Origin of the sequence: Streptomyces sp. Isolate_45 (assembly GCF_024721315.2) — a bacterium.
GTDB lineage: Bacteria > Actinomycetota > Actinomycetes > Streptomycetales > Streptomycetaceae > Streptomyces.
The window spans coordinates 1-26603 of the sequence record NZ_JANFAK020000063.1 but is presented as its reverse complement, the minus strand read 5'-3'; the positions used below and the strand labels follow the sequence as shown (position 1 = coordinate 26603).

At 71.7% G+C, this 26603-nt stretch carries 24 protein-coding genes; 6 read left to right on the top strand and 18 right to left on the bottom strand.

All coding sequences use genetic code 11. The features are described from left to right. Positions 1-30 precede the first annotated feature (30 nt). The 5 genes from NOD94_RS21000 to NOD94_RS20980 form a co-directional block, all read right to left on the bottom strand. On the bottom strand, positions 31-855 hold the full coding sequence (locus tag NOD94_RS21000) for a carbohydrate ABC transporter permease (RefSeq protein WP_281207565.1): 825 nt from the start codon (positions 853-855) through the stop codon (positions 31-33). Between the two features lie 89 nt (positions 856-944). Beyond that, the gene (locus NOD94_RS20995) at positions 945-1919 is read right to left on the bottom strand and encodes a sugar ABC transporter permease (RefSeq protein ID WP_281207552.1); all 975 of its coding nucleotides are present in this window, start codon (positions 1917-1919) and stop codon (positions 945-947) included. A 13-nt stretch (positions 1920-1932) separates the two neighbouring features. Beyond that, complete coding sequence (locus NOD94_RS20990; protein WP_281207551.1) at positions 1933-3246, bottom strand: extracellular solute-binding protein; 1314 nt, start codon at positions 3244-3246, stop codon at positions 1933-1935. Between the two features lie 209 nt (positions 3247-3455). Next, positions 3456-4946, bottom strand: a complete 1491-nt coding sequence (locus tag NOD94_RS20985) for an MFS transporter (RefSeq protein WP_281207550.1) — start codon at positions 4944-4946, stop codon at positions 3456-3458. A gap of 182 nt (positions 4947-5128) precedes the next feature. Then, positions 5129-5539 (bottom strand): Fur family transcriptional regulator, encoded by a 411-nt coding sequence (locus tag NOD94_RS20980; RefSeq protein WP_281207549.1) that lies wholly within the window; start codon positions 5537-5539, stop codon positions 5129-5131. 266 nt (positions 5540-5805) lie between these two features. Between NOD94_RS20980 and katG the strand changes: the two genes are divergently transcribed. Beyond that, a complete protein-coding gene (gene katG, locus NOD94_RS20975) occupies positions 5806-8037 on the top strand; it encodes a catalase/peroxidase HPI (protein ID WP_281207548.1) in 2232 nt (743 codons plus the stop codon). 64 nt (positions 8038-8101) lie between these two features. Here the strand turns inward: katG and NOD94_RS20970 are convergent, their stop codons facing one another. From NOD94_RS20970 to fabG, 4 genes are all read right to left on the bottom strand, one after another. Continuing rightward, the gene (locus NOD94_RS20970; RefSeq protein WP_281207547.1) at positions 8102-8737 is read right to left on the bottom strand and encodes a hypothetical protein; all 636 of its coding nucleotides are present in this window, start codon (positions 8735-8737) and stop codon (positions 8102-8104) included. A 124-nt stretch (positions 8738-8861) separates the two neighbouring features. Then, positions 8862-9500, bottom strand: coding sequence for a DsbA family oxidoreductase (locus NOD94_RS20965; protein ID WP_281207546.1), 639 nt, complete (start codon positions 9498-9500; stop codon positions 8862-8864). A gap of 83 nt (positions 9501-9583) precedes the next feature. Further along, on the bottom strand, positions 9584-10495 hold the full coding sequence (locus NOD94_RS20960; RefSeq protein ID WP_281207545.1) for an NADP-dependent oxidoreductase: 912 nt from the start codon (positions 10493-10495) through the stop codon (positions 9584-9586). A 93-nt stretch (positions 10496-10588) separates the two neighbouring features. Next, the gene (gene fabG / locus NOD94_RS20955) at positions 10589-11374 is read right to left on the bottom strand and encodes a 3-oxoacyl-ACP reductase FabG (RefSeq protein ID WP_281207544.1); all 786 of its coding nucleotides are present in this window, start codon (positions 11372-11374) and stop codon (positions 10589-10591) included. A gap of 325 nt (positions 11375-11699) precedes the next feature. Between fabG and NOD94_RS20950 the strand changes: the two genes are divergently transcribed. The 4 genes from NOD94_RS20950 to NOD94_RS20935 are packed head-to-tail and all read left to right on the top strand — an operon-like array spanning position 11700 to position 15600. Beyond that, on the top strand, positions 11700-12968 hold the full coding sequence (locus NOD94_RS20950; protein WP_281207543.1) for a beta-ketoacyl-[acyl-carrier-protein] synthase family protein: 1269 nt from the start codon (positions 11700-11702) through the stop codon (positions 12966-12968). Then, positions 12965-14182: a ketosynthase chain-length factor gene (locus tag NOD94_RS20945; protein ID WP_281207542.1), complete on the top strand. Its 1218-nt coding sequence runs from the start codon at positions 12965-12967 to the stop codon at positions 14180-14182. Before NOD94_RS20950 ends, NOD94_RS20945 begins: the two co-directional genes overlap by 4 nt. Before the next feature lie 60 nt (positions 14183-14242). Further along, entirely contained in the window at positions 14243-14668 is a 426-nt protein-coding gene (locus tag NOD94_RS20940) for a nuclear transport factor 2 family protein (protein WP_281207540.1), read from the top strand. A gap of 2 nt (positions 14669-14670) precedes the next feature. Then, positions 14671-15600, top strand: coding sequence for an MBL fold metallo-hydrolase (locus tag NOD94_RS20935; RefSeq protein WP_281207539.1), 930 nt, complete (start codon positions 14671-14673; stop codon positions 15598-15600). Between the two features lie 118 nt (positions 15601-15718). Here the strand turns inward: NOD94_RS20935 and NOD94_RS20930 are convergent, their stop codons facing one another. The 4 genes from NOD94_RS20930 to NOD94_RS20915 form a co-directional block, all read right to left on the bottom strand. Then, entirely contained in the window at positions 15719-16864 is a 1146-nt protein-coding gene (locus NOD94_RS20930; protein ID WP_281207538.1) for a hydrolase, read from the bottom strand. A gap of 39 nt (positions 16865-16903) precedes the next feature. Continuing rightward, a complete protein-coding gene (locus tag NOD94_RS20925; RefSeq protein ID WP_281207537.1) occupies positions 16904-18151 on the bottom strand; it encodes a DUF6365 family protein in 1248 nt (415 codons plus the stop codon). Positions 18152-18170: 19 nt separating this feature from the next. Next, the gene (locus NOD94_RS20920) at positions 18171-19310 is read right to left on the bottom strand and encodes a glycosyltransferase (protein ID WP_281207536.1); all 1140 of its coding nucleotides are present in this window, start codon (positions 19308-19310) and stop codon (positions 18171-18173) included. 90 nt (positions 19311-19400) lie between these two features. Next, a complete protein-coding gene (locus NOD94_RS20915; protein WP_281207535.1) occupies positions 19401-20225 on the bottom strand; it encodes a methyltransferase domain-containing protein in 825 nt (274 codons plus the stop codon). Positions 20226-20581: 356 nt separating this feature from the next. Between NOD94_RS20915 and NOD94_RS20910 the strand changes: the two genes are divergently transcribed. Next, complete coding sequence (locus tag NOD94_RS20910) at positions 20582-21844, top strand: MFS transporter (protein WP_281207534.1); 1263 nt, start codon at positions 20582-20584, stop codon at positions 21842-21844. A 117-nt stretch (positions 21845-21961) separates the two neighbouring features. Here NOD94_RS20910 and NOD94_RS20905 read toward each other — a convergent pair whose 3' ends face one another. The 5 genes from NOD94_RS20905 to NOD94_RS20885 all read right to left on the bottom strand — a co-directional run. Further along, positions 21962-22489, bottom strand: coding sequence for a flavin reductase family protein (locus tag NOD94_RS20905; protein ID WP_281207533.1), 528 nt, complete (start codon positions 22487-22489; stop codon positions 21962-21964). A gap of 107 nt (positions 22490-22596) precedes the next feature. Then, positions 22597-23865, bottom strand: coding sequence for a ketosynthase chain-length factor (locus NOD94_RS20900; RefSeq protein WP_281207532.1), 1269 nt, complete (start codon positions 23863-23865; stop codon positions 22597-22599). Next, the gene (locus tag NOD94_RS20895) at positions 23862-25133 is read right to left on the bottom strand and encodes a beta-ketoacyl-[acyl-carrier-protein] synthase family protein (RefSeq protein WP_281207531.1); all 1272 of its coding nucleotides are present in this window, start codon (positions 25131-25133) and stop codon (positions 23862-23864) included. The genes NOD94_RS20900 and NOD94_RS20895 overlap by 4 nt, the downstream gene beginning before the upstream one ends. Then, positions 25130-26314 (bottom strand): DegT/DnrJ/EryC1/StrS family aminotransferase, encoded by a 1185-nt coding sequence (locus NOD94_RS20890; RefSeq protein ID WP_281207530.1) that lies wholly within the window; start codon positions 26312-26314, stop codon positions 25130-25132. The genes NOD94_RS20895 and NOD94_RS20890 overlap by 4 nt, the downstream gene beginning before the upstream one ends. 178 nt (positions 26315-26492) lie before the next feature. After that, positions 26493-26603 (bottom strand): adenosylhomocysteinase (locus NOD94_RS20885; protein WP_281207564.1); only part of this gene is annotated, 111 nt, incomplete at its 5' end.

The window sequence follows — 26603 nt, the reverse complement described above, 5'->3', positions numbered from 1 at the left end:
GCTGTGGGGCGGGCCGGTGGGTGCCGGGGGTCAGTCCTTTACCGCGCCGCCGAGGCCCGAGACCAGGCGGCGTTGGACGAGGACGAAGAAGACGAGGACCGGCAGGGTCATCACCGTGGAGCCGGCCATGATGCCGCCCCAGTCGTTCTCGTCCGGTTTGAAGAAGACCAGTAGGGCCATGGGGAGGGTCGACTGGGAGGTGTCGCTGATGATGAACGACTTGGCGAAGAGGAAGTCGTTCCAGGTGGAGATGAAGGAGAAGACGCTCGTCGCCACGAGCCCGGGGAAGACCAGCGGGAAGAGGATCTGCCACAGGAAGCGGGTGCGGCTCGCGCCGTCGATGTACGCCGCTTCCTCCAGTGCCTCCGGGACCGCCTTCACGAAGCCGCGCAGCATCCAGATCGCGAACGGCAGGGAGAAGGCGATGTGGGGCAGGACCAGCGACCAGAGGGTGTTGAGCTGTCCCGTGTCCCGCATCAGGAAGAAGAGCGGGATCGTCAGGGCTTCGATCGGCACCATCTGCGCCACCAGGAACATGATGAGCAGCGTCGTACGGAAGCGGAACCGGAAGCGGGTGACGGCGGTCGCCGCGAGGAAGGCGATCAGCGCGGAGGCGAGGACCACGGAGCCCGCGACGAAGAGGCTGTTGAGGAAGTAGCGCCCGAATTCCTGCTGTTCGAAGACGCGGCGGAACGAGTCGAGGGACGGCGCGAGGGTCCACGGGCGTGCCTCGGTCGACTGGATCTCCCCCGCCGGTTTGAGCGCGGAGAGCACCATCCAGTAGAGGGGGAACGCCACGACCACGGCGACGGCCAGTGCGGACGCCTCGGCCGCGAGCCGCCAGGGGCGGCGGATCCCGAACCGGGCCCGCCGGGCGGTGCGGGCGGTGCGTGCCGTCCGAACCGTCCGGGCCGTGGGGAGCGTGGGGTGCGTGCCGGTGGGGCTCACAGTTCTTCTCCCTGCCGTCGCATCAGGCGTAGGTAGACGAGGGTGACGGTCAGCAGGATCAGCAGCATGACGACGCCGATCGCCGAGCCCAGGCTGTACTGGGAGGAAGCGAAGGCCTTCTGGTAGGCGTAGACGTTGAGGACGAGGTTCTGGCCGGCGATGCCGCCGCCGGCGGTCATCACGTAGATCTGGGTGAAGACCTTGAAGTCCCAGATGATCGACTGGATGGTGACGACGATCAGGATGGGTCGCAGCATCGGCGCGATGACGGAGCGCCAGATCCGCCACTGGGAGGCGCCGTCCAGCGAGGCCGCCTCCAGCACCTCGGAGGGGATCGCCCTGATGCCCGCGTACACGGTGACCATGACGAACGGGAACGAGCACCAGACGACCTCGAAGAGGACGAGGGCGAAGGCACTGAAGCGCCCGTACGTCCAGGAGAAGTCCCCCAGGCCGAGCAGCCGGTTGACCGGGCCGTAGTCCGGGTCGAAGAGGAAGACCCAGACGGTGGACCCGGTGACGGCCGGGGTGGCCCACGCGCCGAGTGCGGCCAGCATCAGGGCGAGTCTGGGGAGCGCCCGGATCCGGGTCAGCAGGACGGCGAGCGCGCAGCCGACGGCGAGGGTGGTGACCACGCACGCCGCGGCGAAGACGACGGTCGCGAGCAGGACCTGCCAGAACTGGGCGTCGGCGAAGAGCGTCCGGTAGTTGCCGAGGCCCTTGAAGGTGGTGGGTTCGCCACCGCTGACCTGGGCCTGGGTGTATTCGAGGAAGGAGATCAGGCCGAGTTGGTAGATCGGGTAGAGCAGCAGCGCGGCGAGGACGAGCAGGGCGGGGGCGAGGTAGAGCCAGGGGGTCCAGCGGCTGCCGTGGCGCCCGCCGCCACGAGTGCGTGGGGACCGGGGCGCGGGGGCCGGTGCGGTCTTCGGGGAGGTGGTGGGCGGCGCGAGGGCGGTTGCTTCGTGCGTCATGTCGTCGGGCCGGTCAGCCGGCGCTGGAGAAGGCGGCGTCCATCTTCTTCGCCGCGTCCCCGGCGGCGGCGGGTACGTCCTTCTTGCCACTGACGATCTCCTGGAACATAGTCGGCAGGACGGTCGAGGCGTCGATCTGCCCCCAGCCCGGGGAGGCCGGCACGAACCTGGTGCCCGCCGCGAGGGTCCGCACGAACGGCTCGACGAACGGGTCCTTCCGCGCCACCTCGGAGCGGACGTCGGTGTAGGTGGGCAGGAAGCCCATGGCGTCGAAGAGCTGCCGTTGGGTGTCCTTGCCCGCGAACCGCTTCATCAGGTCGACGGCGAGCGTGCGGTGGGAACTGCTCTTGAGGACGCCGATGTTGTTGCCACCGGCGAAGGCCGGGGCGATCTCGCCCTCCTTGACGCCGGGCAGCGGGACGACGGCGTACTTCCCCTTCACCGTGCCCGCCTCCACGGCCTGGTGGCTGAAGTCGCCGCCGATGGCCATGGCCGCGTTGCCGGAGGCGAAGGCGGTGACGGTGGCGTTGCCGCCCATGGCGGCGCACTTGGCGGCGGGACAGTTGTCGTCGCCGAAGAGGGAGGTGTACGTCTCGATGCCCTTGCGTGCGGCGTCGCCGGCGATCGTCGCCTTGAACGTGCCGCCGCTCTCCTCGGCGAGTTCACCGCCGTTGGCCCAGATGAAGGGCATGGCGCCGTAGGTGTAGGCGCCGCCGACGGCCAGGCCGTACAGCTCGGGCTTCGCCTTGCGGATCCGCTTGGCCGTGGATACCAGTTCGTCCTGGGTCCTCGGCGGTGTCAGTCCCAGTTCCGTGAAGACGTCGGTGCGGTAGTACAGGGCGCGGACGCCGACGAAGAGCGGTGCGCCGTACACCTTGCCGCCGACGGTGACCGACCGGGCGGCCGTGCGATCGGCGTCCTTGGCCTCCGCCCAGGCGGCGAACTCCGCGCTGATGTCGGCGAGTCCGCCGTCCTTGACGTAGCCGGCGGTGTCGGTGTTGCCGTACTCGATCAGGTCGGGGGCGCTCTTGGGGTCGTTGAAGGCGGCTTTGATGCGCTGGGCCCGGGTCTCGACCGGGATGTACTCGACCTCGACCTTCACACCGGCGTGCTGCCCGGTGAAGGCGGCGACGGCTCCGTCGACGACCTTCTTCTTGGGGTCGTTGTTGACCTCCTGGAAGAGCCAGACGCGCAGGGTGCCGGACTTCTCGTCCTTCGACGAGGTGGCGCCGGAGGTCTGGGGCGCGCATGCGGTGGACGTCAGGGCGGTCAGTCCGGTCAGGACGAGCGCGGCGAAGGGTACGGCTATGCGGGAGCGGAGCTTCATGGGCGGTCCCCGGGAGAGAGTGCGAACGCGTTGCACAGGGTGCAACACCTGTTTCGTAATGCACAACTTGGAGGAGGCTAGAACGACTCAAACGCCGGGGACAAGTGGTCTCCACCACTCTGTGACCGGACGAAGCGCCCCGCGCAACGCGGAGGGGGCCGGTGACACCACCTCAGCCGCCGCCGAGAACCGCTCGGTTCGAGCTCGGCTCAGGTGCGCCGGGCGGACGCAAGACGTGCCGCGCGGCGTGCGGCCCGGCGGCGTACGAGGCCGCCGCTCCCGGCGGCGACGGCCGACGCCAGGACGGTCAGCCCCGCCGCCACGGCGTACGTGATCCGCGTACCCGCGGCGACGGACGCGGGTCCCGCCGTCGTGATGTCCGCGGCCCCCGAGGCGAAGGCGAAGACGGCGCTCATGACGGACGCGCCGGTGATGAGACCGAGGTTGCGCGACAGGTTGAGCACCCCGGACACCACGCCCCTGCGGTCCGCGGGGACACCGGCCATGACGGCGGTGTTGTTGGCCGTCTGGAACACCGCGTAGCCGGCCGTGACCACCACGAGGGGGACCAGGTACCCGAACACCCCGGCGCCTGCCGGCAGTACGGCCAGGGAGGCGGTACCGACCGCCATCGCCGCGAGGCCCGAGACGGTCGTGCGGTGCGCTCCGAAACGGTCCGCGAGGCGGCCGGCGGGCACGCCGGTCAGTGCGGCGACGACCGGACCCGAGGCCAGGACGAGTCCGGCGAGGGCTCCCGGGAGCCCGAGCCCGAGCGTGAGGTGGAAGGGCCCGACGACGAGGGTCGTCATCATCACCGTCGAGACGAGGACGCCGGCGACGACGCCCGGGCCGAGCACCGGATCGCGGAACGCGGACGGCCTGATCAGCGGCGACGCGGCCCGCGCCTCGACGCGTACGAACAGGGCCGCGCCGCAGGCGGCGGCCACCAGCAGGGCGGCGTTCACCGCGTCGAAGCCACCCTGGCCGAGCGTCACGGCGAGGGCGTAGGCCCCGAGCGTCAGGGCCAGCAGCAGTGTGCCGGGGTGGTCGAAGCCCACCGGGGCGGCGGCGGACCGGGGCGGGTCGCAGGGGAGGTGACGGCGCACCAGGTGCAGGGCCAGCAGGCCGGGCGGCACGCCGACGAGGAAGAGGGCCTGCCAGCCGACTCCGGAGATCAGGAATCCGCCCAGGGAGGGGCCGAGGGCGGTACCGATCGCGGACGTGCTCCCGAGGAGGCCCATGGCGCGGCCGACCCGTTCCTTCGGCACCGTCCCGGCGACGAAGGCCATGGCGAGGGCCGTCATGACGGCGGCCCCGAGGCCCTGCGCCGCACGGGCGGCGATCAGCAGCCCCAGGGTGGGCGCGGCGGCGCACAGCAGCGAGGCGGCCGTGAAGAGGAGGATCCCGCCGAGCAGCAGGCGCCGGCGGCCGACGAGGTCGCCCAGCCTGCCGGCGCTGACGATGAGGGTGGTGAGGGCGAGGAGGTAGGCCAGGACGATCCACTGGACCGCCTGGAACGAGGCGTCGAAGGCGGTGGCCATGGCCGGGAGGCCCACGTGGGCGATGCTCGTACCGAGGGAGGCCGGCAGCACGGAGAGGGACAGCCCGGCCAGGGCCCACCGGGCCGTGGGCGTGAGCGCCTGCGGCCCGGGGGCGGCGGCACGGATCGGATCCTGCGCGGAACGACTGTGCGGTTTCATGCGCGGAGCGTGCGCACGACGGCGCCTGTCCGGCAAAGCTTGTTGCCGATTCCGGGACGGATGAGGGCGAAGGAACGAAGGACGGCCGCGGACACGGGGACGGTTCCCTGCGGGCCGGGCGGTTCCGGGACGGCGGAACCGCCCCGGGTGGCTCGGGGAGGGCGGCGTTGCCCGCGCGGGGCTCAGGCGCAGGCCGGGCAGAGCCCCCGGTAGGTGACCTCGACCTCGGCGACGGCGAAGCCGAACCGTTCCCCGTCCGGGAGGCCGGCGAGGGGATCGCCGGCCGGGTGGACGTCGCGGATCAGGCCGCAGCCGGTGCAGACCAGGTGCTGGTGCGGGTGGTGCGCGTTCGGGTCGTAGCGCTTCGCCCGACCGTCGGTGGAGACCTCCGCGACCTCGCCGAGGGAGACCAGTTCCCCGAGGGCGTTGTAGACCGTCGCCCGGGAGATCTCCGGCAGTTTCCGTACGGCACGGGCGTGCACCTCGTCGGCCGTGAGGTGGACGTGGTCGCCATCGAGGACCTCCGCGACCACGCGCCGTTGCGCGGTCATCCTCCAGCCACGCCCTCGCAGTCGCTCCAGCAGGTCACTCATGGCATCACCCTGTTCGGTCGGGCGGAGGGTTCCCGGAGGACCGCCGGCGGGGGCCGGGAAACCCGCGGCACGGAGCTTGGTGTTCTTCTTGACTTGGATTGCGTCCATCGTAGGATCGGATTTATTGACAGCCAAGGGGCAGGACGACTCCAGCGCGGCAGGAGAAGCCCCACCGACGGGCCCGACCCGGGTCCCGACCCCTGCGCCCCGACTGTTCCACACGCATGCAGTTCCTGAGCACCGTGATCCGGTCCGGAAGGATTCCCATGTCTGAGAACCATGACGCAATCGTCGTAGACGCGAAGGACGGGGGCGGTGGAGGTTGTCCGGTCGCGCACGAGCGCGCCCCGCACCCGACCCAGGGCGGTGGGAACCGCCAATGGTGGCCCGAACGCCTGAACCTGAAGATCCTCGCCAAGAACCCGGCCGTGGCCAACCCGCTGGGCGAGGAGTTCGACTACGCCGAGGCGTTCAAGACCCTCGACCTGCCGGCCGTCAAGCGGGACATCGCCGAGGTCCTGACGACCTCGCAGGACTGGTGGCCCGCCGACTTCGGCCACTACGGCCCCTTCATGATCCGAATGGCCTGGCACAGCGCGGGCACCTACCGGATCAGCGACGGACGCGGCGGCGCCGGCGCCGGCCAGCAGCGCTTCGCCCCGCTGAACAGCTGGCCGGACAACGGGAACCTGGACAAGGCCCGCCGCCTGCTGTGGCCCGTCAAGAAGAAGTACGGCCAGAACCTCTCCTGGGCCGACCTGATGATCCTCACCGGCAACGTCGCGCTGGAGCAGATGGGCTTCGAGACCTTCGGCTTCGGCGGCGGGCGGGCCGACGTCTGGGAGCCCGACGAGGACGTCTACTGGGGTCCGGAGACCACCTGGCTCGACGACGAGCGCTACACCGGCGACCGCGAGCTGGAGAACCCGCTCGGCGCGGTCCAGATGGGCCTCATCTACGTCAACCCGGAAGGCCCCAACGGCAATCCGGACCCGATCGCCGCGGCCCGCGACATCCGTGAGACGTTCCGCCGGATGGCGATGAACGACGAGGAGACGGTCGCACTGGTCGCGGGTGGTCACACCTTCGGCAAGACCCACGGCGCGGGCCCGGCGGAGAGCGTCGGCGACGACCCCGAGGCCGCGCCGATCGAGCAGCAGGGCTTCGGCTGGAAGAGCACGTACGGCACCGGCAAGGGTGGCGACGCGATCACCAGTGGCCTTGAGGGCATCTGGACGGACACCCCGATCACCTGGGACAACAGCTTCTTCGACATCCTCTTCGGCTACGAGTGGGAGCTGTTCAAGAGCCCGGCCGGCGCGCACCAGTGGCGTCCGAAGGACGGCGCCGGGGCGGGCACCGTGCCCGACGCCCACGACCCGTCGAAGACCCACGCGCCGACGATGCTGACGACGGACCTCTCGCTGCGGTTCGACCCGGCCTACGAGCGGATCTCCCGGCGCTTCCACGAGAACCCGGCGGAATTCGCGGACGCCTTCGCCCGCGCCTGGTACAAGCTGACCCACCGCGACATGGGCCCGGTCGTGCGCTATCTCGGCCCGGAGGTCCCGACCGAGACGCTGCTGTGGCAGGACCCCCTGCCCCCGGTGACGCACGAGCCCGTCGGGGCCGACGACGTCGCCGCCCTCAAGGCGCGGGTCCTCGGCTCGGACCTGTCGGTGTCCCAGCTGGTCTCCGTCGCCTGGGCCTCGGCCGCCTCGTTCCGGGGCAGTGACAAGCGCGGTGGCGCCAACGGCGCGCGCGTGCGACTCCAGCCGCAGAGCGGGTGGGAGGCCAACGACCCGGACCAGCTGGCGACGGTGCTGCGCACGCTGACGTCGATCCAGGAGGAGTTCCACTCCGCCGGATCCGGGGACAGGCGGATATCGCTCGCCGACCTGATCGTCCTCGCGGGCGGCGCCGCCGTCGAGCAGGCCGCGAAGGACGCCGGCTTCGACATCGAGGTGCCCTTCACCCCGGGCCGCGTGGACGCCTCGCAGGAGCAGACCGACGTCGAGTCGTTCGCGGCGCTGGAGCCCGCCGCCGACGGCTTCCGCAACTACCTCGGGAAGGGCAACCGACTGCCGGCCGAGTACCTGCTGATCGACCGTGCCAACCTGCTGAACCTGAGCGCCCCCGAGATGACGGTGCTCGTCGGTGGTCTGCGCGTCCTCGGCGCGAACCACCAGCAGGCGCGGCACGGGGTCCTCACCACCACGCCCGGGACCCTGACGAACGACTTCTTCGTCAACCTGCTCGATCTGGGCACGACGTGGACGGCCACGGCCGAGGACGGCAACGCCTTCGAGGGCCGCGACGCGGCCACGGGCGAGGTCCGGTGGACCGGCACTCGCGCCGACCTCGTGTTCGGCTCGAACTCCGAGCTGCGCGCGCTCGCGGAGGTCTACGCGAGCGACGACGCGAAGGCGAAGTTCGTGAAGGACTTCGTGGCGGCCTGGGACAAGGTCATGAACCTCGACCGGTTCGACCTCGCCTGACGGTGACGTCCGGGCCGGCCGGTGTTCCCCGGCCGGCCCGGACCGCCTCCTGCCCGCACCTCGGTCAGAACTTGACCTTGGTCGTCGAGAAGGTGACGGGCTGCGCCGGGTCGGCGTAGCACTGGAAGGGGTCCCACTCGTTGGTGTCGGGCTGCAGGCGGTCCCAGCCGAACGCGGTGTCGGTGAAGCTGGAGCCACCGGCGCCCGTGGTGAGGGTGCCGCTGCCCGGGGCGCGGAGGGTGACCTCGAGGTTCGGGAAGTCGAACTCGACGCCGCCGGCCCACTCGCCGTCCGACTTCACGCGCAGGTCGTTGCCGTTGCGCTCGACCCACTGGTTGGCGGTGCCGAGGTTGCTGCCGCCGGTCAGCTTGTAGCTGACGACCTTGGCGTTGGCGGGAACCTTGTAGTTGAACGAGATGGTGTTCAGAAGCTTGTTGTAGTCGGCGACGGCCTTGATCGGCGCCGAGTCGAAAGTGACCTTGAAGGTCTGGAACGGCGCGACCTTGGCCGGCGCCGTGGTGGTGAAGTTCCGGCTGTACTCGACCGGTATCCACTCACCGGAGAGCCGGGTCTGGCAGATGTACGGGAGCGTCGTCGACACGGTCGCGGCGCTGGCCGGACCCGACGTGGCGAGCACTCCCGTCAGGGCCAGACCGAGCGAACCCACCATGCCACCGGTCAGCTTCCACTTGCGCTGCACTGTTGTTCCTTTCGGAGCCCGTCGGCGTGGAGGTGTCCCCGCCTGGTCGGTCACTTTTCAGGAGCGTGCTGGAGATCCGTTGGAAGAAAGATCCAGCCAACCAGGCGGGTTCACGTTCCCCGGGTCAGGCCTTCGCGCGCTGGGCCCAGGCCGCTTCGAGAGCGGCCGTCAGCGCGGCCGGGTCCTGCACTCCGGAGACCGGCGGACGTCCGTCGATCACCACGGAGGGCACTCCGCTCACGCCGAGCCGGACGGCGCGGCGCTCGTCGGCGGCCACCCGGTCGGCGTAGCGGTCGCCCTCCAGCAGTTCCTTGACCTCGTCGGCGTCGAGGCCGGCATTCGCGGCGATGCCGGACAGCACCTCCGGGTCCGCCACGTTCAACGCGTCGGTGTGGTAGGCGTGGAACAGGCCTTCCAGTACCGCGTCCACCCGGCCGCGAGCGGTGGCCAGGTGGATCAGCCGGTGGGCGTCGAAGGTGCTGACGGGCCGGGACTTGTGGAGGTTCAGCTCCACGCCCTCCTGCTCACCGTTCGAGCGGATCAGTGCGATCCGCGCGGGTACGGCGGCCGGGTCGGTCCACTGCTCCATGGCCGCGGCCGCGGTGACACCGGGGACCCCGTCCGCGTCGGGGGCCAGCTCGAAGCTGCGCCACACCACCTCCACCGCGTCGCGGTGCGCGAACCCGTCCAGTGCCTTCGCGATGCGGCTCTTGCCTATGTAGCACCACGGGCACAGGACATCGGAGTAGATCTCGATCTTCATGCGTACGCTCCTCACTACGCGCCGCCTGCGGGACCGGACCGGCGACTGCCGCTCCGGGCAGCGGCGCCGACTGCGTCCCCGCCTCAGGCGACGGTGACGACGACCTTGCCCCGCACGTGTCCGGTCTCGACCTCGCGGTGGGCGTCGGCGGCGCGCTCCAGCGGGAAGGTCCGCGAGATCTCGACGCGGAGCTTGCCCGCGGCGTAGAGCGCGGTGAGCTCGGCGAGCCGGCCCTGCGCGCGCCGGCTGAAGATGCCGCGCACACCGAGCTCCTCCAGCCGCTCGAAGGCGACCAGGGTGCCGATCCGGTCCTTGTCCTTGACCAGTTCCACGGAGTCGTCGACGGCGACGCCGCCGATGCCGTCGAGGGCCGCGGTGACTCCCTGCGGCGCGAGCGCGCGCACCCGCTCCACCAGGCCCTCGCCGTAGCGGACGGGGGTGGCGCCGAGCTCGCGCAGGTAGTCGTGGTTGCGCTCACTGGCGGTACCGATGACCGTGGCGCCGCGCTCCTTGGCGAGCTGCACCGCGATGGTCCCGACCCCGCCGGCCGCGGCGTGGACGAGGAGGGTGTCGCCCGCGCCGACGGCGAGGTCCTCCAGGGCGGTGTGGGCGGTCTGCGCGGACGCGGAGAACGCCCCGGCGACCTCCCACGGCATGTTGGCCGGCTTGGCGACGACCTGGTCGACGGACACCACCAGGTATTCGGCGTAGCAGGACAGGATCGCCCAGCCGAGGACCTCGTCGCCGACGGCGAAGGCGTCAACGCCCTCGCCGAGCTCGTCGACGACACCGGCGAAGTCGTTCCCGACCTTCTGCGGGAACTCCAGGGTCGCCCCCGGCGGCGTCCAGCCTCCGCGCACGGCGCAGTCGTAGGCCTGCACGCCGGCGGCCTTGACCCGGACGCGGATCTGCCCTTCGGCCGGAATGGGGGTTTCGACCTCCGCGACCTCCAGTACCTCGGGGCCGCCGAACGCGTTGAACACCGCTGCCTTCATAGGACACTTCCTTCTTCGTGCGTGAGATTTCCGGCCGGGGCTCGTGGCCGTCCGGACGCGCCGGCGGCGGGGGTCGGGCCGCCGGCGGGTGGATCAGTAGTTGCCGAGACCGCCGCAGACGTTCATGGCCTGCGCGGTGACGGAGCCCGCCGCGTCGCTGACCAGGTAGTCGACCATGGCGGCGACTTCCTCGACCTCCACGTAGCGGCCGATCGGGACGCGGGTGTGGACCTTCTCGGCGGCCTCTTCGAGGGTGATGTTGAAGGACGAGGCGTAGTGCTGGCGGACCCGCTCGGCCATCGGCGTCTCGACGAAGCCGGGGCAGACGGCGTTCGCGGTGATGCCCGTCCTGGCCAGGTCGAGGCCGAGGGCCTTCGTGAAGCCGACCACGCCGTGCTTGGACGCGGAGTAGGGGGCGGCGGTCACGGCGCCCTGCTTGCCGGCCGTGGAGGCGATGTTGACGATGCGGCCCCAGCCCTTGCCGAGCATGCCGCCGGCGCTGAGCACCTCGCGCGTCAGCAGGAAGACGCTGTTGAGGTTGGTGTTGATGACGTCGTACCAGAGCTCGTCCGACATCTCGGCGACCGGGCCGCCACCGCTGCGCCCGGCGTTGTTCACGAGGATGTCGACGGTGCCGAACCGCTCGACGGCCGCGCCGACGAAGCGCTTGACGTCCTCCCGGTCGGTCACGTCGCAGGTGGTTCCGTCCACCGAGCCGCCGGACTCCTGGAGGGACTTGACGGTCGCGGCCAGCCGGTCCGCGTCGCGGCCGCACACGAAGACGTGCGCGCCCTGGTCGGCGAGGTGGGCGGCGATGCCCAGCCCGATGCCGCTCGTCGCCCCTGTGACCAGCGCGACCTTGCCGTTCAGCGAGCCCATCGTGCCTCCGTATCGCAATGTTCCGGCCCTTTTCCGGACCAGACGGACTACGGAGAGGTTGGTTCCCCGCCCTCGACCGCCGGTCGAGACCCGGTGGAGGGGCCGTGCGGGCGCGCGGCCGTCGTCCTGCGCGAATATCCCCGGTCACCGCCGCCGCCCGCACGCCGAGACCGACCTTCGAGTGGTCTTCGAGAAAGGCAACAGAGCGTCAAAGGATCAATTGACGAAGTTTCTGTCGTGGTAGGGGGCCGGTCTCTCCGCAGCCGGGCCGGAAAGGACTTGACTCGATGTCCAGCTCGAACACCTACGGGACGAGTCGCGCGCGATGACCCGACGAGTGGTGATTACAGGAATCGGCGTACGGGCACCCGGCGGCTCCGGGGTGAAGGAGTTCTGGGACCTGCTGTCGGCGGGCCGGACCGCGACCCGCCGCATTACCTTCTTCGACGCCTCCCCCTTCCGCTCCCAGGTGGCCGGGGAGGTCGACTTCCACGCGGCTGCCGAGGGCCTGACGCCTCGTGAGATCCGCAGGATGGACCGGGCGACGCAGTTCGCCATCGCCTGTACCCGCGAAGCCGTCGCGGACAGCGGCCTGGAGTTCGGCGACGTGCCCGCGCACCGCATCGGGGTGAGCCTGGGCAGCGCCGTCGCCGCCGCGACCAGCCTGGAGAACGAGTACCTGGTCATGTCCGACCGGGGCCGTGACTGGGTCGTCGACCCCGACTACCTCTCCCCCCACATGTTCGACTACCTGAGCCCCGGGATCATGCCGGCCGAGGTCGCGTGGGCGGCCGGCGCCGAGGGCCCGGTGACGATGGTGTCGGACGGCTGCACCTCGGGGCTCGACTCCGTCGGGTACGCCGCGCAGCTGATCCGCGAGGGCAGCGCCGACGTCATGATCGCGGGCGCCTCCGACACCCCGATCTCGCCGATCGTGCTCGCCTGCTTCGACGCGATCAAGGCGACGACGTCCCGCAACGACGACCCCGAGCACGCCTCGCGGCCCTTCGACGCCACCCGCAACGGGTTCGTCCTCGCCGAGGGCAGCGCGATGTTCGTCCTGGAGGAGTACGAGGCGGCGCGCGCCCGCGGCGCCGACATCTACGCCGAGGTCAGCGGCTACGCCACGCGCTGCAACGCCTACCACATGACCGGTCTCAAGACGGACGGCCGGGAGATGGCGGAGGCGATCCGGGTGGCCCTCGACGAGTCGCGCGTCGACGGCACCGCCATCGACTACATCAACGCCCACGGCTCGGGCACCAAGCAGAACGACCGCCACGAGACGGCCGCCTTCAAGCGGAGCCTCGGGCAGCACGCCTACGAGGTGCCCGTCAGCTCCATCAAGTCGATGATCGGGCACTCCCTCGGCGCGATCGGCTCGATCGAGATCGCCGCGAGCCTCCTGGCGATCAAGCACAACGTGGTGCCGCCGACCGCCAACCTGCACACCCCCGACCCGGAGTGCGATCTGGACTACGTCCCGTTGACCGCTCGCGAGCACCGGGTCGACTCCGTCCTCACCGTCGGCAGCGGATTCGGCGGCTTCCAGAGCGCCATGGTCCTCCGCGCCCCCGAAGGAGCGAAGGCATGACCAGGACCGTCATCACCGGGCTCGCCGTCACGGCGCCCAACGGAATGGGCGTGGAAGCCTATTGGAAGGCGGTGCTCGACGGCACCACCGGCATCGCCCCGGTCACCGGCTTCGACGCCACCGGCTACCCGGCCTCGCTGGCCGGCCAGATAGCCGGCTTCGACCCCGCCGACCACCTGCCGGGCCGACTGCTCCCGCAGACGGACCGCTCGACGCAGCTCGCGCTCGTCGCCGCCGAGTGGGCGCTGACCGACGCCGGTGTCCCCAACGACACCGTCCAGGACTACGACATCGGCGTGGTGACGTCGAACGCGCTGGGCGGGTTCACCTTCACCCACCACGAGTTCGCCAACCTGTGGACCAAGGGTTCGAAGTTCGTCAGCGTCTACGAGTCCTTCGCCTGGTTCTACGCGGTGAACACCGGCCAGATCTCCATCCGCCACCGGCTGCGCGGTCCCAGCGCCGCGCTGGTCGGCGAGCAGGCGGGCGGTCTCGACGCACTGGGCCACGCCCGCCGCACCATCCTGCGCGGCACGCCCGTCGTCGTCGCCGGCGGTGTGGACTCCGCCTTCGACCCGTGGGGCTACGTCTCCCAGCTCGCCGGCGGCCGCGTCACCCGCGGGAACGACCCGGCCCGCGCCTACCAGCCCTTCGGCGCCCAGGCCTCGGGGTACGTCCCGGGCGAGGGCGGGGCGATGCTGATCGTCGAGGACGCGGCCGGCGCCGCGCTGCGCGGCGTACGCCCGTACGGGGAGATCGCCGCGCACGCGTCGACCTTCGACCCCGCTCCCGGCTCGGACCGGCCGCCGACGCTCGGCCGGGCCGTGGAGGCCGCGCTCGCCGAGGCGGGGCTGGCGCCCGGGGACATCGACGTGGTGTTCGCCGACGGCGCCGGCATCCCGGAGCTGGACGCCGCCGAGGCGGACGCCATCCGCTCGGTGTTCGGGCCGGGCGGCGTCCCCGTCACCGCGCCCAAGGCGCTCACCGGGCGCCTGTACTCGGGCGGCGGTCCGCTGGACGTGGCCACGGCGCTGCTGTCGATCCGCGACGGGGTGATCCCGTCCACGCCCACCGTCACCGAGGTGCCCGCCGAGTACGGCATCGACCTGGTGCACACCGGGCCCCGGGAAGGCCGCGTCCGCAACGCGCTCGTCCTCGCCCGCGGCCGGCACGGCTTCAACTCGGCCGTCGTCGTGCGGGCTCCGCGCGACTAGCCGGCCGGCCCGGCCCGTTCCCCTCCCCCACCCGGATCCAGTCCCAGGAGGGACACCCACATGACCACCGCTGTCAGCACCGACCTCTACTCGCAGGTGCTCCACTTCTACGCCCACCAGATGCAGGCGCTCGACGCCCGCCGCTTCGAGGAGTACGCGGCCTCGTTCACCGAGGACGGCGTGTTCCTGCACTCGCCGGGCGCCGAACCGGCCCGGACCCGCCCCGGGATCGTGCGCGAGCTCGTCGAGTTCCACAAGAAGTACGACGGCCAGCAGGTGCGCCGCCGTCACTGGTTCAACCAGGTCGCCCTGGAGCACCAGGAGGACGGCACGATCAAGTCCACGGCGTACGCCCTGGTGACCACCGTCCGGCCGGGCGGTCAGCCGGAGATCAACCCGAGCTGCCTCGTCCACGACGTCCTGGTCGTCGAGGACGGCGAGGTGCGGATCGCGTCCCGTCTCATCACGCACGACCAGGTCTTCTGAGGATGGCGGCCGACGCCCGCGCCGCGGGCGGGGCGGAACCCCGTCTCCAGGAAGTCGCGGACGGCGTCTTCGCCTACGTGCAGCCGGACGGCGGATGGTGCCTGAACAACGCCGGGCTGATCGTGTCCGGGGGGCGCTCCGCCCTGGTCGACACCGCCGCCACGGAAGCCCGGACGAAGGCCCTGAAGGCGGCGGTCGGGACGGTCACGTCCCGCCCGCCGCGGTACGTCGTCAACACCCACTCGCACGGTGACCACACCTTCGGCAACTACCTCTTCGCCGACGAGGCGGTCGTCGTCGGGCACGAGGGCACCCGGACCGAGATGGAGACGGTGGGCCTGCACCTGACGGGCCTGTGGCCCGACGTCCGGTGGGGCGAGGTCTCCGTGGTGCTGCCCGAGATCACCTTCCGGGACCGCCTCGACCTGTACGTGGGAGACGTGCGGGCCGAGCTGATCCGGCTGGGTCCCGCGCACACGGCGAGCGATACGGTGGTGTGGCTGCCCGAGGAGCGGGTGCTGTTCACCGGGGACCTGGTGATGTCCGGGTCGACGCCGTTCTGCCTGATGGGGTCGGTGGACGGCTCGTTGGCGGTGACCGAGCGGCTGCGCGCCCTCGACCCCCGCACGGTCGTCGCCGGTCACGGACCGGTGGCGGGGCCCGAGTTGCTCGACGCCACCGAGGGGTACCTGCGGTTCGTGCAGCGCCTGGCCCGGCAGGGCGTCGAGGCCGGTGTAGGACCGCTGGACGCGGCCCGTGACGCGGACCTCGGGGAGTACGCCGAGCTGCTGGACTCCGAGCGTCTGGTGCCGAACCTGCACCGCGCGTACGCGGAGGAGCGGGGCGCGGCGCCCGGTGTTCCGCTCGACATCGAGCTGATGTTCTCGGAGATGATCGACTACCACGGCGGCCTGCCCGTGTGCCACGCCTGACGGCGGACACGGTGAAGGGGCCCCGCCCGACGGCGGGGCCCCTTCGTCGTGCGCCGGGAACCGCGGCGCCGGAGTCAGGGCGCCGCGAAGCGGCGCCGCCGCCCCCGGCGTCGGCGGTTCAGACGGCGTCGGGCGTCGCGCTCAGCAGGCGGGCGTACGTGCCGGCGAGCGGTGCGAACTGCAGGCCGCTGTGCCCGGCGCCGCAGTTGACGTCGCGCCAGCGGCGCTGGAGTTCCTCCCCCTCCGCCTGGGCCCGGGTGCCGGCGGTGCGCAGCAGCCGGTCGACGACGGAGGCCAGCAGGTCGGCGGCGAGGGCGCTGTCGCGTCCGTTGCGCGCGGAGTCCAGGGCGGAGTAGGGCCCCTCGTCAGTGGTGCGGGCGACGCGTTCCAGGAGCAGTTGCGCGGCGTCGGTCTCGCCCTCGGCGCGGGCCAGGAGCTGCTCGAAGGGTCCGGCGTCCTGGGCGCCGCTGATGGCGCCGGCGGGTCCGGCGAGCTTGCCCTGGACGAGGTGGGACCAGCGGCGCAGCGCGCCGCGGGTGGCGCCCAGCAGGGGTGCGGCGAGGGTGAGTCCGTTGCCGGCCTTCAGCGGTACCTGGTGGCAGGCCGCGTCGGATTCGGGGGCGGGGCCGGCGAGGAGCACGTCTAGCGGTACGGACAGCTCGTCGGGGACGAGTACGTCGTCCAGGACCACCGAGTTGCTGCCGGTGCCGCGCAGGCTCACGGTGAACCAGGTGTCCTCGACGCGGTAGTCGGTGCGGGGCACCGCGAAGATCCGTACCTGCTGTCCTTCGGGGGTCAGGGCGCGGGCGGCGACGAGGGTCCAGTCGGAGAAGTCGACGGCGCTGACGTAGGGCCAGGTGCCGTTCAGGCGCCAGCCGCCGGGTCCGCGTTCGGCGGTGCCGCTGGGGACGAGGCCGGCGGAGACGACGGTGTCGGGGCCCTTGTGCCAGACGGCCTCCTGGCCCGCCTTGGGCAGGTAGGCGGTCATCCGGCCGGCACTGGCGACGACGGAGGCGCACCAGGCGGCGGAGGTGCAGCCCTCGCCGAGGGCGGCGACGGCGTCCAGCAGTCCGGTGAAGGTACCGGCGGTGCCACCGGGGGCGACCGGTGCGAAGTAGCCGGGGAAGCCCGCCGCGACGACCGCCTCGGCGACGGGTGGGGCCAGGGTGCGGGCGGCCTCGGAGGCGCGGGCGTGTTCGGCGGCGATCGGCGCCGCGGCCCGGGCGGCGGCGATCAGCGGGTCGGCTGCACGGTCGATGCGCATCGTGTGTCTTCCTCTGGTGTGGTGCGGAAGGGTGGGGGATCAGCGCCCGATGCCGAGCCGTTCGGCGGCGGTCGTGAAGGCGCGGGCGGTGTCGGGCAGCCGGTCGAGCGCGTCCCGGTAGTCGGCGCGGGCCCCGGCGAGCCGGTCGCGCACGACGGGGTCGTACAGCACCGCTTCCAGGCCGTTCACCACGGCGTCCTCGTCGAAGATCTCGGTGTTCAGGACGGTGTCCGAGAAGGGGTTGTCGTGGAGCAGTCCGGACAGCATCCGGCTCCAGCGCAGCGGCCAGGCGTGGAAGGAGGGCAGGGGCCCGGGGAAGTCCGCGAGCCAGGAGCGGACGGCGGGTGAGAGTCCCGAGGGGGCCGGGGCGCCGGCGGGCAGGTCGTGCCCGTTGGTGGCGACGAGGCCGGGCACGTCCGCGAGGATGGCCCGTTCGAGGGCGTAGGAGGTGAGGAAGCAGGACATCACCGCGTCGGCGGCGCCGAGCAACCGGTGGTACCGGTCCGCCGTGTACGTCGGTTCGAAGTGGACGCGGTCGGGCGGCAGGCCGAGTGTCTCGAAGTAGGGGCCGACCATCACGAACCGGGTGTCCGCGGGCAGCCTGCGCAGGTAGTGGCCGATCAGCTCGGGCAGTCGGACGGCCAGTTCCCGGGTGGCCGGCCCGGCCCGGGTCTGCATGGTGTGCTGCCAGGGGAGGGTGGGGAAGAGCAGCAGCCGGTGGCCGGCTTCGGCGCCGACGGAGCGCCGTACTTCCGCGCGGGTCCGCTCGGTGAGCGGGCGCAGGGTGCTGTTGGCCCGGTAGAGCATGCCGTTCGGGCCGGCGGGCCGTTGGGGCCGGTTGACCGGTACGGGGCGCAGGTGCAGCGGCATGTCGAGGAGGTTGGCGTCGATGGTCACGGTTCGCCCGAGGACCTCGACCTCCCGTTCGGTGTCGGCCAGTCCGAGCATGTCGATGGGCAGGACGGGCACGCCGAACTCCTGGACGTACCAGGGGTCGGTCTCGTAGTTCACGAGGTGGGTGAGCCAGTGCCCGATGTAGTCGCTGAGGACGATGGCGTCGGGCCGGAACTCCCGGACCGTGCGGGCCACCACGTCGCGGACGCCGTGGCCCAGCGCGGAGGTCACGACGGTGTAGGGGTGGCCGGCGGCCTTCAGCTGGGCCTCGTTGTCGGCGTCGATGACGAAGTGGCATCGGACGCCGGTGGACTTCAGTTGGTGGACCAGGTCCAGTCCCACGGTGGTCTCGTGCAGGGTCTTGGCCAGGGTGGCCATGAAGAGCAGTCGCATGGGTGTCCGCCGTCCCGGGTCAGTGGGTGGGGGCGGGGACGAGCCGCTCGATGGCTTCGACGGCCTGCGCGGCGTTGGGCTGGGCCGCGACCTCGTCGGCCAGCTCGCGGGCACGTTCCCGGTAGGACGGGGTGGCCAGGATCTCCGCGCAGGCGTCCGCGAGGTTCTCCGCGGAGTCGTCCTCGGGGGCGATCATCCTTGCCGCGCCGTGGGCGTCGAGCCGGGTGCTGTAGTCGACGCAGTACGGCAGGTACGGGACGAGCACCTGCGGTACGCCGTAGGCCACGTAGCCCATCGTGGTGTTGCCGCCCGCGTGGTGGATGGCCAGGTCGGCGGTGGGGGCCGCCTGGTGGAGCGGGATCCAGCCGGCGCGGACCCCGGGGTAGAGGGGGCGCAGCCGCTCGGCGACCGCTTCCGGAGTGGCGACCAGGACTTCCACGTCGAGCTTGGAGACCTTCTCGACGAGGCCGCTCAGGATGTCGAAGTCGGATTCCGGGGTGACGCGGCTGCCCGCGGAGACCAGGACCCTGGGCCGGTCGCCCTTCTGGAGCATCCACGGTTCGACGGTCTTCTGCGTGGCGTACGGGACGTAGCGCATCAGCTGGGCGGGCAGGGCGTCGGCGGGCCGCAGGCTGGGCGGGCAGATGTCGACGAAGAGGTCGGTGCGGGGCATCTCGTAGAGGCCCAGGCGTTCCATCTCGGGACCGAGTTCGGCGGCCGCCGCGAGGTCGATGGTGCGCGGCTCGCCCATGTCGATGGCCTGTTTGACGTAGGGGACGCCCGCGTACGCCGCGATCAGCGGGGCGGCGAAGGCCAGTGCCCCGCCGACGACCACGTCGGGCCGCCAGCGGTCCACCAGGTCGATGAGCCCGTCCAGGCAGCTCGCGGCGTACCGGCCGAAGGTGCGGCCGTTGAAGATGTACCGCTCGTGCAGGTCCTCGGGGATGGGGACGCGCACGCCCCGCCGGTCGACGAGTGCTTCCTGCATGGCCTTCGAGGAGACGGCGACGGCGGGGAGGCCCGCGGAGGTGATGGTCGCCGTGCAGTTCTCGGGTGCGGCCATGATGACGTCGTGGCCGGCGTTGCGGGCCGCCTGTGCCAGGGGAACGATCCCGAATATCACTCCGGAGGTGCCACCGGCTACGAACAGAATCTTCATGCGGACAATCCTGGAAAGTCGGGCTCGGGACGGGCTCGGAGGGAGCTCGCGGTGGGCTCGGGACGGGCTCGGGAGGCGCTCGGGGCCGGGTCAGAGGGCCGGCTTGCGCGCGGTGATGATCCGGTAGCCCAGGTGGTCGCGTTCGAGCTCCGAGACCTCGCCGATCATCTGCTTGAACTCCTCGGCGAAGGCCTGGCCGCCCTTGGCGACGACCTTCTCGTAGTTCTCCTCGACGATCCGGCCGATGCGCGCGGCGGACTTGCGCAGGTGCTCGCCGGCGTCGTAGTCGCGCTCCACGACGAACCCGGCGGCGGTGAGGAGTTCGACGTACTGCTCGGGGGTCGGCAGGGAGTCGACGGTGAAGCCCTCGACGAGGACCTTGCGCCAGTGCGCGTCCAGTTCGACGCTCTCCACGTAGTCGGAGAGGACGAAGACGCCGCCGGGTTCGAGGATGCGGTGGATCTCCTGGAGGGCCTTCAGCCGGTCGGAGAAGTACATGACGGATTCCACGGCCCACGCGGCGTCGTACGAGCCGTCGGCGTAGGGCAGTTCCATGGCGTCGGCGCGCTCGAAGGTGACGCGGTCCGATACGCCCGCCTCGCGGGCCAGTTCGGTGCCGGCCTCGATCTGCTCGGTGCTCACGGTGATGCCCGTGACCTTGCCCCCGCCGGCCTGGGCGAGCCGGATCGCGGGACGTCCCTTGCCGCAGCCGATGTCGAGGAGGTGCCCTCCGGGCCGCGGTGCGACCTGTTCGATGAGGACGTCGGTGAGGCGGTCCTTCGGGTCCGTGCCGGGGTCCTCGTCGTCCCAGTAGCCGATGTGCAGGTTCTGGCCCATGAAGATCTCCCAGAGCCACCCCCGGTCGTCGTAGAACTCGCCCACCTCGTCCGGCGTCAGGGCCTGGTGCTCCGCCATCGGTTGCGCTCCTCGCTTCTTCGGTCTTCGCGTGCAGGGGGGTCGATCCTGGCAACCGTGGTTCGACTCCGGCTCGAACAGTGATCGTGGATCCGTTTCCGAGCCCCGGTCGAGCGCCGGTCCGGTGTGAGGGGGGAGGGTGTGCGGCGGCCTCTCGGCGGGGTTGTGCCGTGCGCCGAGCGGGGGTCCAGCGGGGGTCTAGCGGAATCTCGCACTCTGGGGGATAAAGATCCCCATCGTGGCGGGAAGGGTTCCGGTCCGATTTTTCCGGACATCCGACCGGTGTCCCCGCGACCGCGAACTCCCCCGACGCACCGACCGGGATCGTGGACCACATACCACCACCGGAGTTCCGTATGGCCGCACAGCCTTCGGCTGCCGCAGCAGCCCCCGCCCCCAGCAGGGCAACGCTGTTCATTCTTCTCATTGCCTCGACCCTGACGATCATGGCCGGAGCCGTGGTCGCCCCGGTCGTCAGCGTCATCCGGGGCGATCTGGGGGTCAGCGGCACACAAGCCGGGCTGATCCTCACCGCGCACGGCCTCTCCCTCGCGATCGTCAGCCCGTTCGTCGGCTGGGCGATCGACAAGTGGGGGGTGCGCATGCCCCTGGTGATCGGTCTCCTCATCTACGGTCTGGCCGGCGGGGCGGGGTTGTTCGCCGACTCGTACACGACCCTGATCATCAGCCGGTTCGCCTTCGGCATCGGCGCCGCCGCCCTGTTCAGCGGGACCACGGTGGCCCTGCTCGCCCTCTACCAGGGGCCGGAGCGGGACAAGGTCGCCGGTTGGCGCGGCACCGCCATCAGCATGGGCGGGATCATCTGGCCGCTGATCGGCGGCGCCCTGGGCAGCCTGTCGTGGCACGGGCCGTTCGCGGTCTACCTGCTCGGCATCCCGCTGGCCATAGCGATGCTGTTCGTGCTGCCGGACGCCCCGGTGGCACCCCGCCCCAAGGGCGTCAACGCCGTGGCGCTGCTCCGGCAGCAGCCCCGGCTGCTCGTGCTGTACGGGCTGTCGATGTTCAGCTCGTTCCTGCTGTACGTGATGGCGGTCTTCCTGCCGCAGCGGCTCACGCAGCTCGACGTCGCCGACCCGTTCGTCATCTCCTTGATCACCACCAGCACCTCCGTGACGGGCAGTGTGATCGGCCTGTTCTACGCCCGGCTCAAGGGCCGTCTCGGGTACGTGAACCTGCTGCGGATGTCCCTGGTCCTGTGGACGCTGTCGATGCTGACCATCGGACTGGCGGGGCACCCCGCCCTGCTCACGGTCGCGGCGGGCCTGTTCGGACTCGGCAGCGGGGTCTCCGTACCGGCACTGGCGATGATGCTCGGCGAGTCCGCGCCGCCCGCGCTGCGCGGCCAGGTCATGGCCCTGTCGGGCACCGCCAACTTCCTTGGGCAGTTCGTCGCACCGCTGATCATCGGCCCGATCATCGGCGCCACCTCGATCACCACGGGCTTCCTCATCGCCACGGGTCTCGGCGTCACGGTGCTGCTGCTGTCGCTGGCGCTGAAGGACATCGCCCCCGCCGACGAGGCGGCGGCCGGTGCTGCCGGGGCCGCGCCGGCGTCCGCGCCCTCGGACCGGGTGACCGCGGAGGACACCAAGGACTGACGGGCGGCCCGACCGTCCGTAAGGTCCCGTAACGTCCCGGAAAATGCGGGCAGGCGTTAACGGCGTTAACGGTGATGGACCGTTAACGCCGTCAACGCCCGCGCCGGTTGGGCGTGCTCAGCGGGTGGCCGACGCTCCCGAGGACACCAGGTCGGCGCCGCTCCCGGGCCGGGTGAACCGCCGGTTGTGGTGGACGAGCGGCTCGGCTCCGCCCACCGCGGCGGATTCGACGCGGCCGACGAGGATGCTGTGGTCCCCGCCGTCCAGGACGTCGTGCAGGGCGCAGACGATCCGGGCCGTCGCGTCGGTCAGACCGGGCAGACCGTGTTCGAGGGGCTCCATGGGGGTGTCCGCGAACTTGTCGATCCCCGAGTGTCCCGAGCGGGCGAAGGCGCCGGCGATGTCGGCCTGGTCGGCGGCCAGCACGTTCACGAGGAACCGGTCGGTGCGGACGAACGCCTCGTGACCGGCGGCCCTCTTCGCCAGGCAGACCAGCACCAGCGGGGGGTCGAGGGAGAGAGACGTGAAGGAGCCGGCGGTGAAGCCCCGGCGCCGGCCGGCCGCGTCCACCGTGGTCACGACGGTGACCGGGGTGGGCACGTGTGCCATGGTGCGGGCGAATTCGGCGGGGTCGATGGTGGGCAACGGTCCTCCTGGCTCAGATGCGTACGGGCGCGGCCGCCGGATGAGTGCGTCCGCTCCTTCGGCCGGTTCCGGCCGTCCGCGAGGGCGCCCGGGAAACCGGCCCGTTCTCAGGCTGCGCGGACCACCATGGCCGCGTTGAAGCCACCGCGACCGCGGGCCAGCACCAGGGCGGTGCGCAACCGCTCGGGGCGGCGTACCGCGGTCACGAGGTCGATGGGGCAGTCCGCGGCGGGCGCCCCGGTGTTGACGGTCGGCGGGATCACCCCGTCGCGCAGGGACAGCAGCGCGGCGGCCAGGTCGAGGGAGGCTCCCCCGGCGGCGAGCCGGCCCGTCATGGTCTTGGGTGCGGTCACGGGAACCCGGTGGGCGCCGAACAGGGCCGCGATGGCCTCGGCCTCGTCGCGGTCGGCGTCACGCCGGCCGGCGGCGTCGGCGAAGACCACGTCGACGTCGGCCGGCTCCAGGCCCGCGTCGCGCAGGGCCAGTGCGGCGGCGTCGCGCAGGCGCGGGGTTCCGCCCGAGCCGGGCTTCGGGTCGAAGGTGGCGGCGTACCCGGCGACCGTCCCGTAGACGGAGGCTCCGCGGTCGCGTGCGGCGGCGGCGTCCTCCAGGACGAGCAGCGCCCCGCCCTCGCCGACGACGTGGCCGTCGGCCTCGGCGGAGAACGGCAGGTAGGCCCGCTCGGGGTCGTCGGACGTGCTCAGTTCGCCGCCGGCCAGGTGGGCGGCCCAGCCCCAGGGGCAGAGGGAGGAGTCCAGGCCGCCGGTGATCAGCAGCCGGATGCCCTTGCGGAGCTGGCGGCGGGCCTGGGCCACCGCGTCGAGCCCGCCGGCCTGTTCGCTGACGACGACGCTGTTGGGGCCGCGCATGCCGTTCTTGATGGAGATCTGGCCGCTGTTGACGGCGTAGAACCAGGCGAAGGACTGGTAGGCGCTGACGTGCTGGCCGCCCTTGCTCCACAGTGCCTGGAGCTCGCGCTGACCGAACTCGTAGCCACCCGCGGAGTTGGCGGTGATGACGCCCGCCTCGTAGTCGGCGAGCCGTGCCGGGTCCACTCCCGCGTCGGCGAGCGCCTCGTCGGCGGCGGTGAGGGCGAGCCGGGTCACGTGCGCGGTCTGCGGCAGCAGCCGGCTCGGGAGGTGCTCGGCCGGGTCGAACCCGGGAACCTCACCGGCCAGCCCGGCCGGGTACTGGTCCGCGTCGAAGCGGGTGACGGGGCCGATGCCGCTCTCCCCGCGCAGGACCGCGTCCCACCACGCCCCGGTGCCCAGCCCGTTGGGGGCGGCGACGCCGATGCCGGTGACGACGGGGGCCTCGGCCGGGCCGGCCGCGTCGAAGCGCGGGCGGCCGGCGCTGACGGTCGTGTCCGTGGTCATGCGGCATCTCCCAGGCGCGGACGGGTCAGGATCATGGCGCTCTGGAAGCCGCCGAACCCGCTGCCGACGGTGAGCACGGTGTCGGTGCGGTGCTCCCGTGCGGTCAGCGGGGTGTAGTCCAGGTCGCACTGGGGGTCGGGGTGGTGCAGGTTCGCGGTCGGCGGCACCACGTTGTGCTCGATGGCCAGCGCGCTCGCGGCCACTTCCAGGGAGCCGATCGCGCCGAGGGAGTGCCCGATCATCGACTTGATGGAGCTGACGGGCACCTCGTGGGCGCGCTGTCCGAGGCTCCGCTTGAAGGCGGCCGTCTCGTGCCGGTCGTTCTGCTTGGTGCCCGAGCCGTGCGCGTTGACGTAGTCGACGGCGCCGGGGTCGAGGCGGGCCTCGTCGAGGGCGACGCTGATCGCCTGCGCCATCTCGTGGCCCTCGGGCCGCAGACCCGTCATGTGGTAGGCGTTGCCGCGGCTGGCGAACCCGGAGATCTCGGCGTAGACGTGGGCGCCGCGGCGGCGGGCGCTCCCCAGTTCCTCCAGGACCAGCACGGCCGAACCCTCGCCGAGGACGAAGCCGTTGCGGGTGGCGTCGAAGGGCCGGGAGGCGGTCGCCGGGTCGTCGTTGCGCGGCGAGGTGGCCTTGATCGCGTCGAAGCAGGCGACGGTGATGGGGGAGATCGGCGCCTCGGTGGCCCCGGTGACCATCACGTCGGCGCTGCCCTCGCGGATCAGCTCGACGGCGTGGCCGATGGAGTCCAGACCCGAGGTGCAGCCGGTGGAGATCAGGGACACCGGCCCCTGCGCGCCGACCCGCCACGCCACTTCCGCCGCCAGCGAGCTGGGTACGAAGTAGTCGAACAGGTGCGGTACGGCGAGGGTGTGGTCCACCTGCCAGGTGCTGCCGCCGCCGCTCACCGCGTCGTACTCGGTGTCGAGGCCCGTCGTGCAGCCGACGGCGCTGCCCAGGGTGACTCCCGTACGGGTGGGATCCAGCGCCGCGGTGTCGAGCCCGCTGTCGCGGACGGCCTCGTCGGCGCTGACGAGGGCGAACTGGGCGGCCCGGTCGAGGCGGGCGGCCTCCTCGGCGGTGAAGCCGTGGTCCAGGGGGTCGAAGTCGGCCTCGGCGGCGATGCGCGAGCGGAACTGCGAGGCGTCGAAGAGGCTGATGGCGCGGGTCGCGGTCCGGCCGGAGGTGAGGTGGGCCCAGTAGTTCCCCGTGCCCACTCCCCCGGGTGCGACCACACCTATGCCGGTGATGACGACACGTCTGTTCATCGGATGTCCTTCGCGGGAGAGTCCTGCTGCGCCTCGGTGCTCCGCGCTTCCACGGCCTTGCGGAGGGAGGCGACGACGGTGAGCACGTCCGCGTCGGAAAGCCCCGGGTGCAGGGGCAGGCACAGGGTCCGGTCGGACGCCCAGTCGGATCCGGGGAGCGCGGGGGCGGGGCCGTCGGCGGGGGCGTAGGCAGGGACCTTGTGGAGGGGGGCGTAGCGGAAGGTGGTGTAGATGTCGTCCGCGAGCAGGTCGCCGGCGACGGCGTCACGGATCGCGGGGTCCATCTGCACCCAGTAGAAGTAGTACGTGGACGCGTGCCCGGCGGGCAGCGGCGGGGGCGTCAGGACGCCGTCGAGGGAGGCGAGTTCCCGGTCGTACAGGTCGACGATGTCCTTGCGGCGGGCGACCATCTCGGGCAGCCGGCGCAGCTGTACGGAGCCGATGGCGGCGGTGAGGTCGTTGCCGATGACGCGGCGCCCGGGCTCGGGGATGTCCAGCTCCCACCAGCGGGCGGACACCTTGGCGTGGCCGAAGCCGCTGGACTGGGCGAGGCCGTGGTAGGCGAGGCGACGGACCCGGGCGGCCTGCTCGGCGTCCTTGACGTGGATCATCCCGCCGTCCCCGGTGACGAGGACCTTCATGGCGTCGAAGCTCCACATCGCGAGGTCCCCGAAGGTGCCGACGGCCCGGCCGTCGACGCGGGAGTCGACGGAGCAGGCGGCGTCCTCGATCAGGGTGATGCCGAGCTCGCGGCAACGTGCGGCGATCCGGACGATGTCGCCGGGGTAGCCGCCGTAGTGGAGGACGACGACCGCCCTGGTGCGCTCGGTGAGAACGGCCTCGACGTCCTCAAGGGTGGGGTTGAGCGTGCGCGGGTCGACGTCGCAGAACACCGGACGGCCGCCGGTGCCGAGGACGGCGTTGGCGGCGGCGAGGAAGCTCAGGGACGGCAGGACGACCTCGTCGCCGTCCCGCAGGTCGAGCGCCTCGGTGGCCAGGAACAGGCCCGAGGTGGCCGAGTTGATGAAGACGACGTGCTCCGGAGCGACACCCAGGTGTTCGGCGAACGCCGCTTCGAAAGCCTTGGTCCGGGGTCCGTGACCGAGCCAGCGGTCCTGGAACACCCCGGCCACCGCTTCGAGTTCCTCAGCACCGACCTGGGGCTGAAAGAGATTGATCATGGCTGCCTCTCGCGTCCGGGTGTCACCGAGAGCTTGCGAACACCTGCTCGACCTTCGATCCAGTTCCGGTGGTCCCCCGGTCGGTACGGGCCCGCGGACAACCACCGGCACGCCGCCGCCCCCACGCGCGGCTTCGCGTGGGGGCGGGCGGCACCGGCCGGCCGGGGGCCGTTCGGACTCAGTAGCGGTAGTGGTCGGGCTTGTACGGGCCTTCGACGGGGACGCCGATGTAGGCGGCCTGTTCGGGGCGCAGGGTGGTGAGGCGGACGCCGAGGGCGTCGAGGTGGAG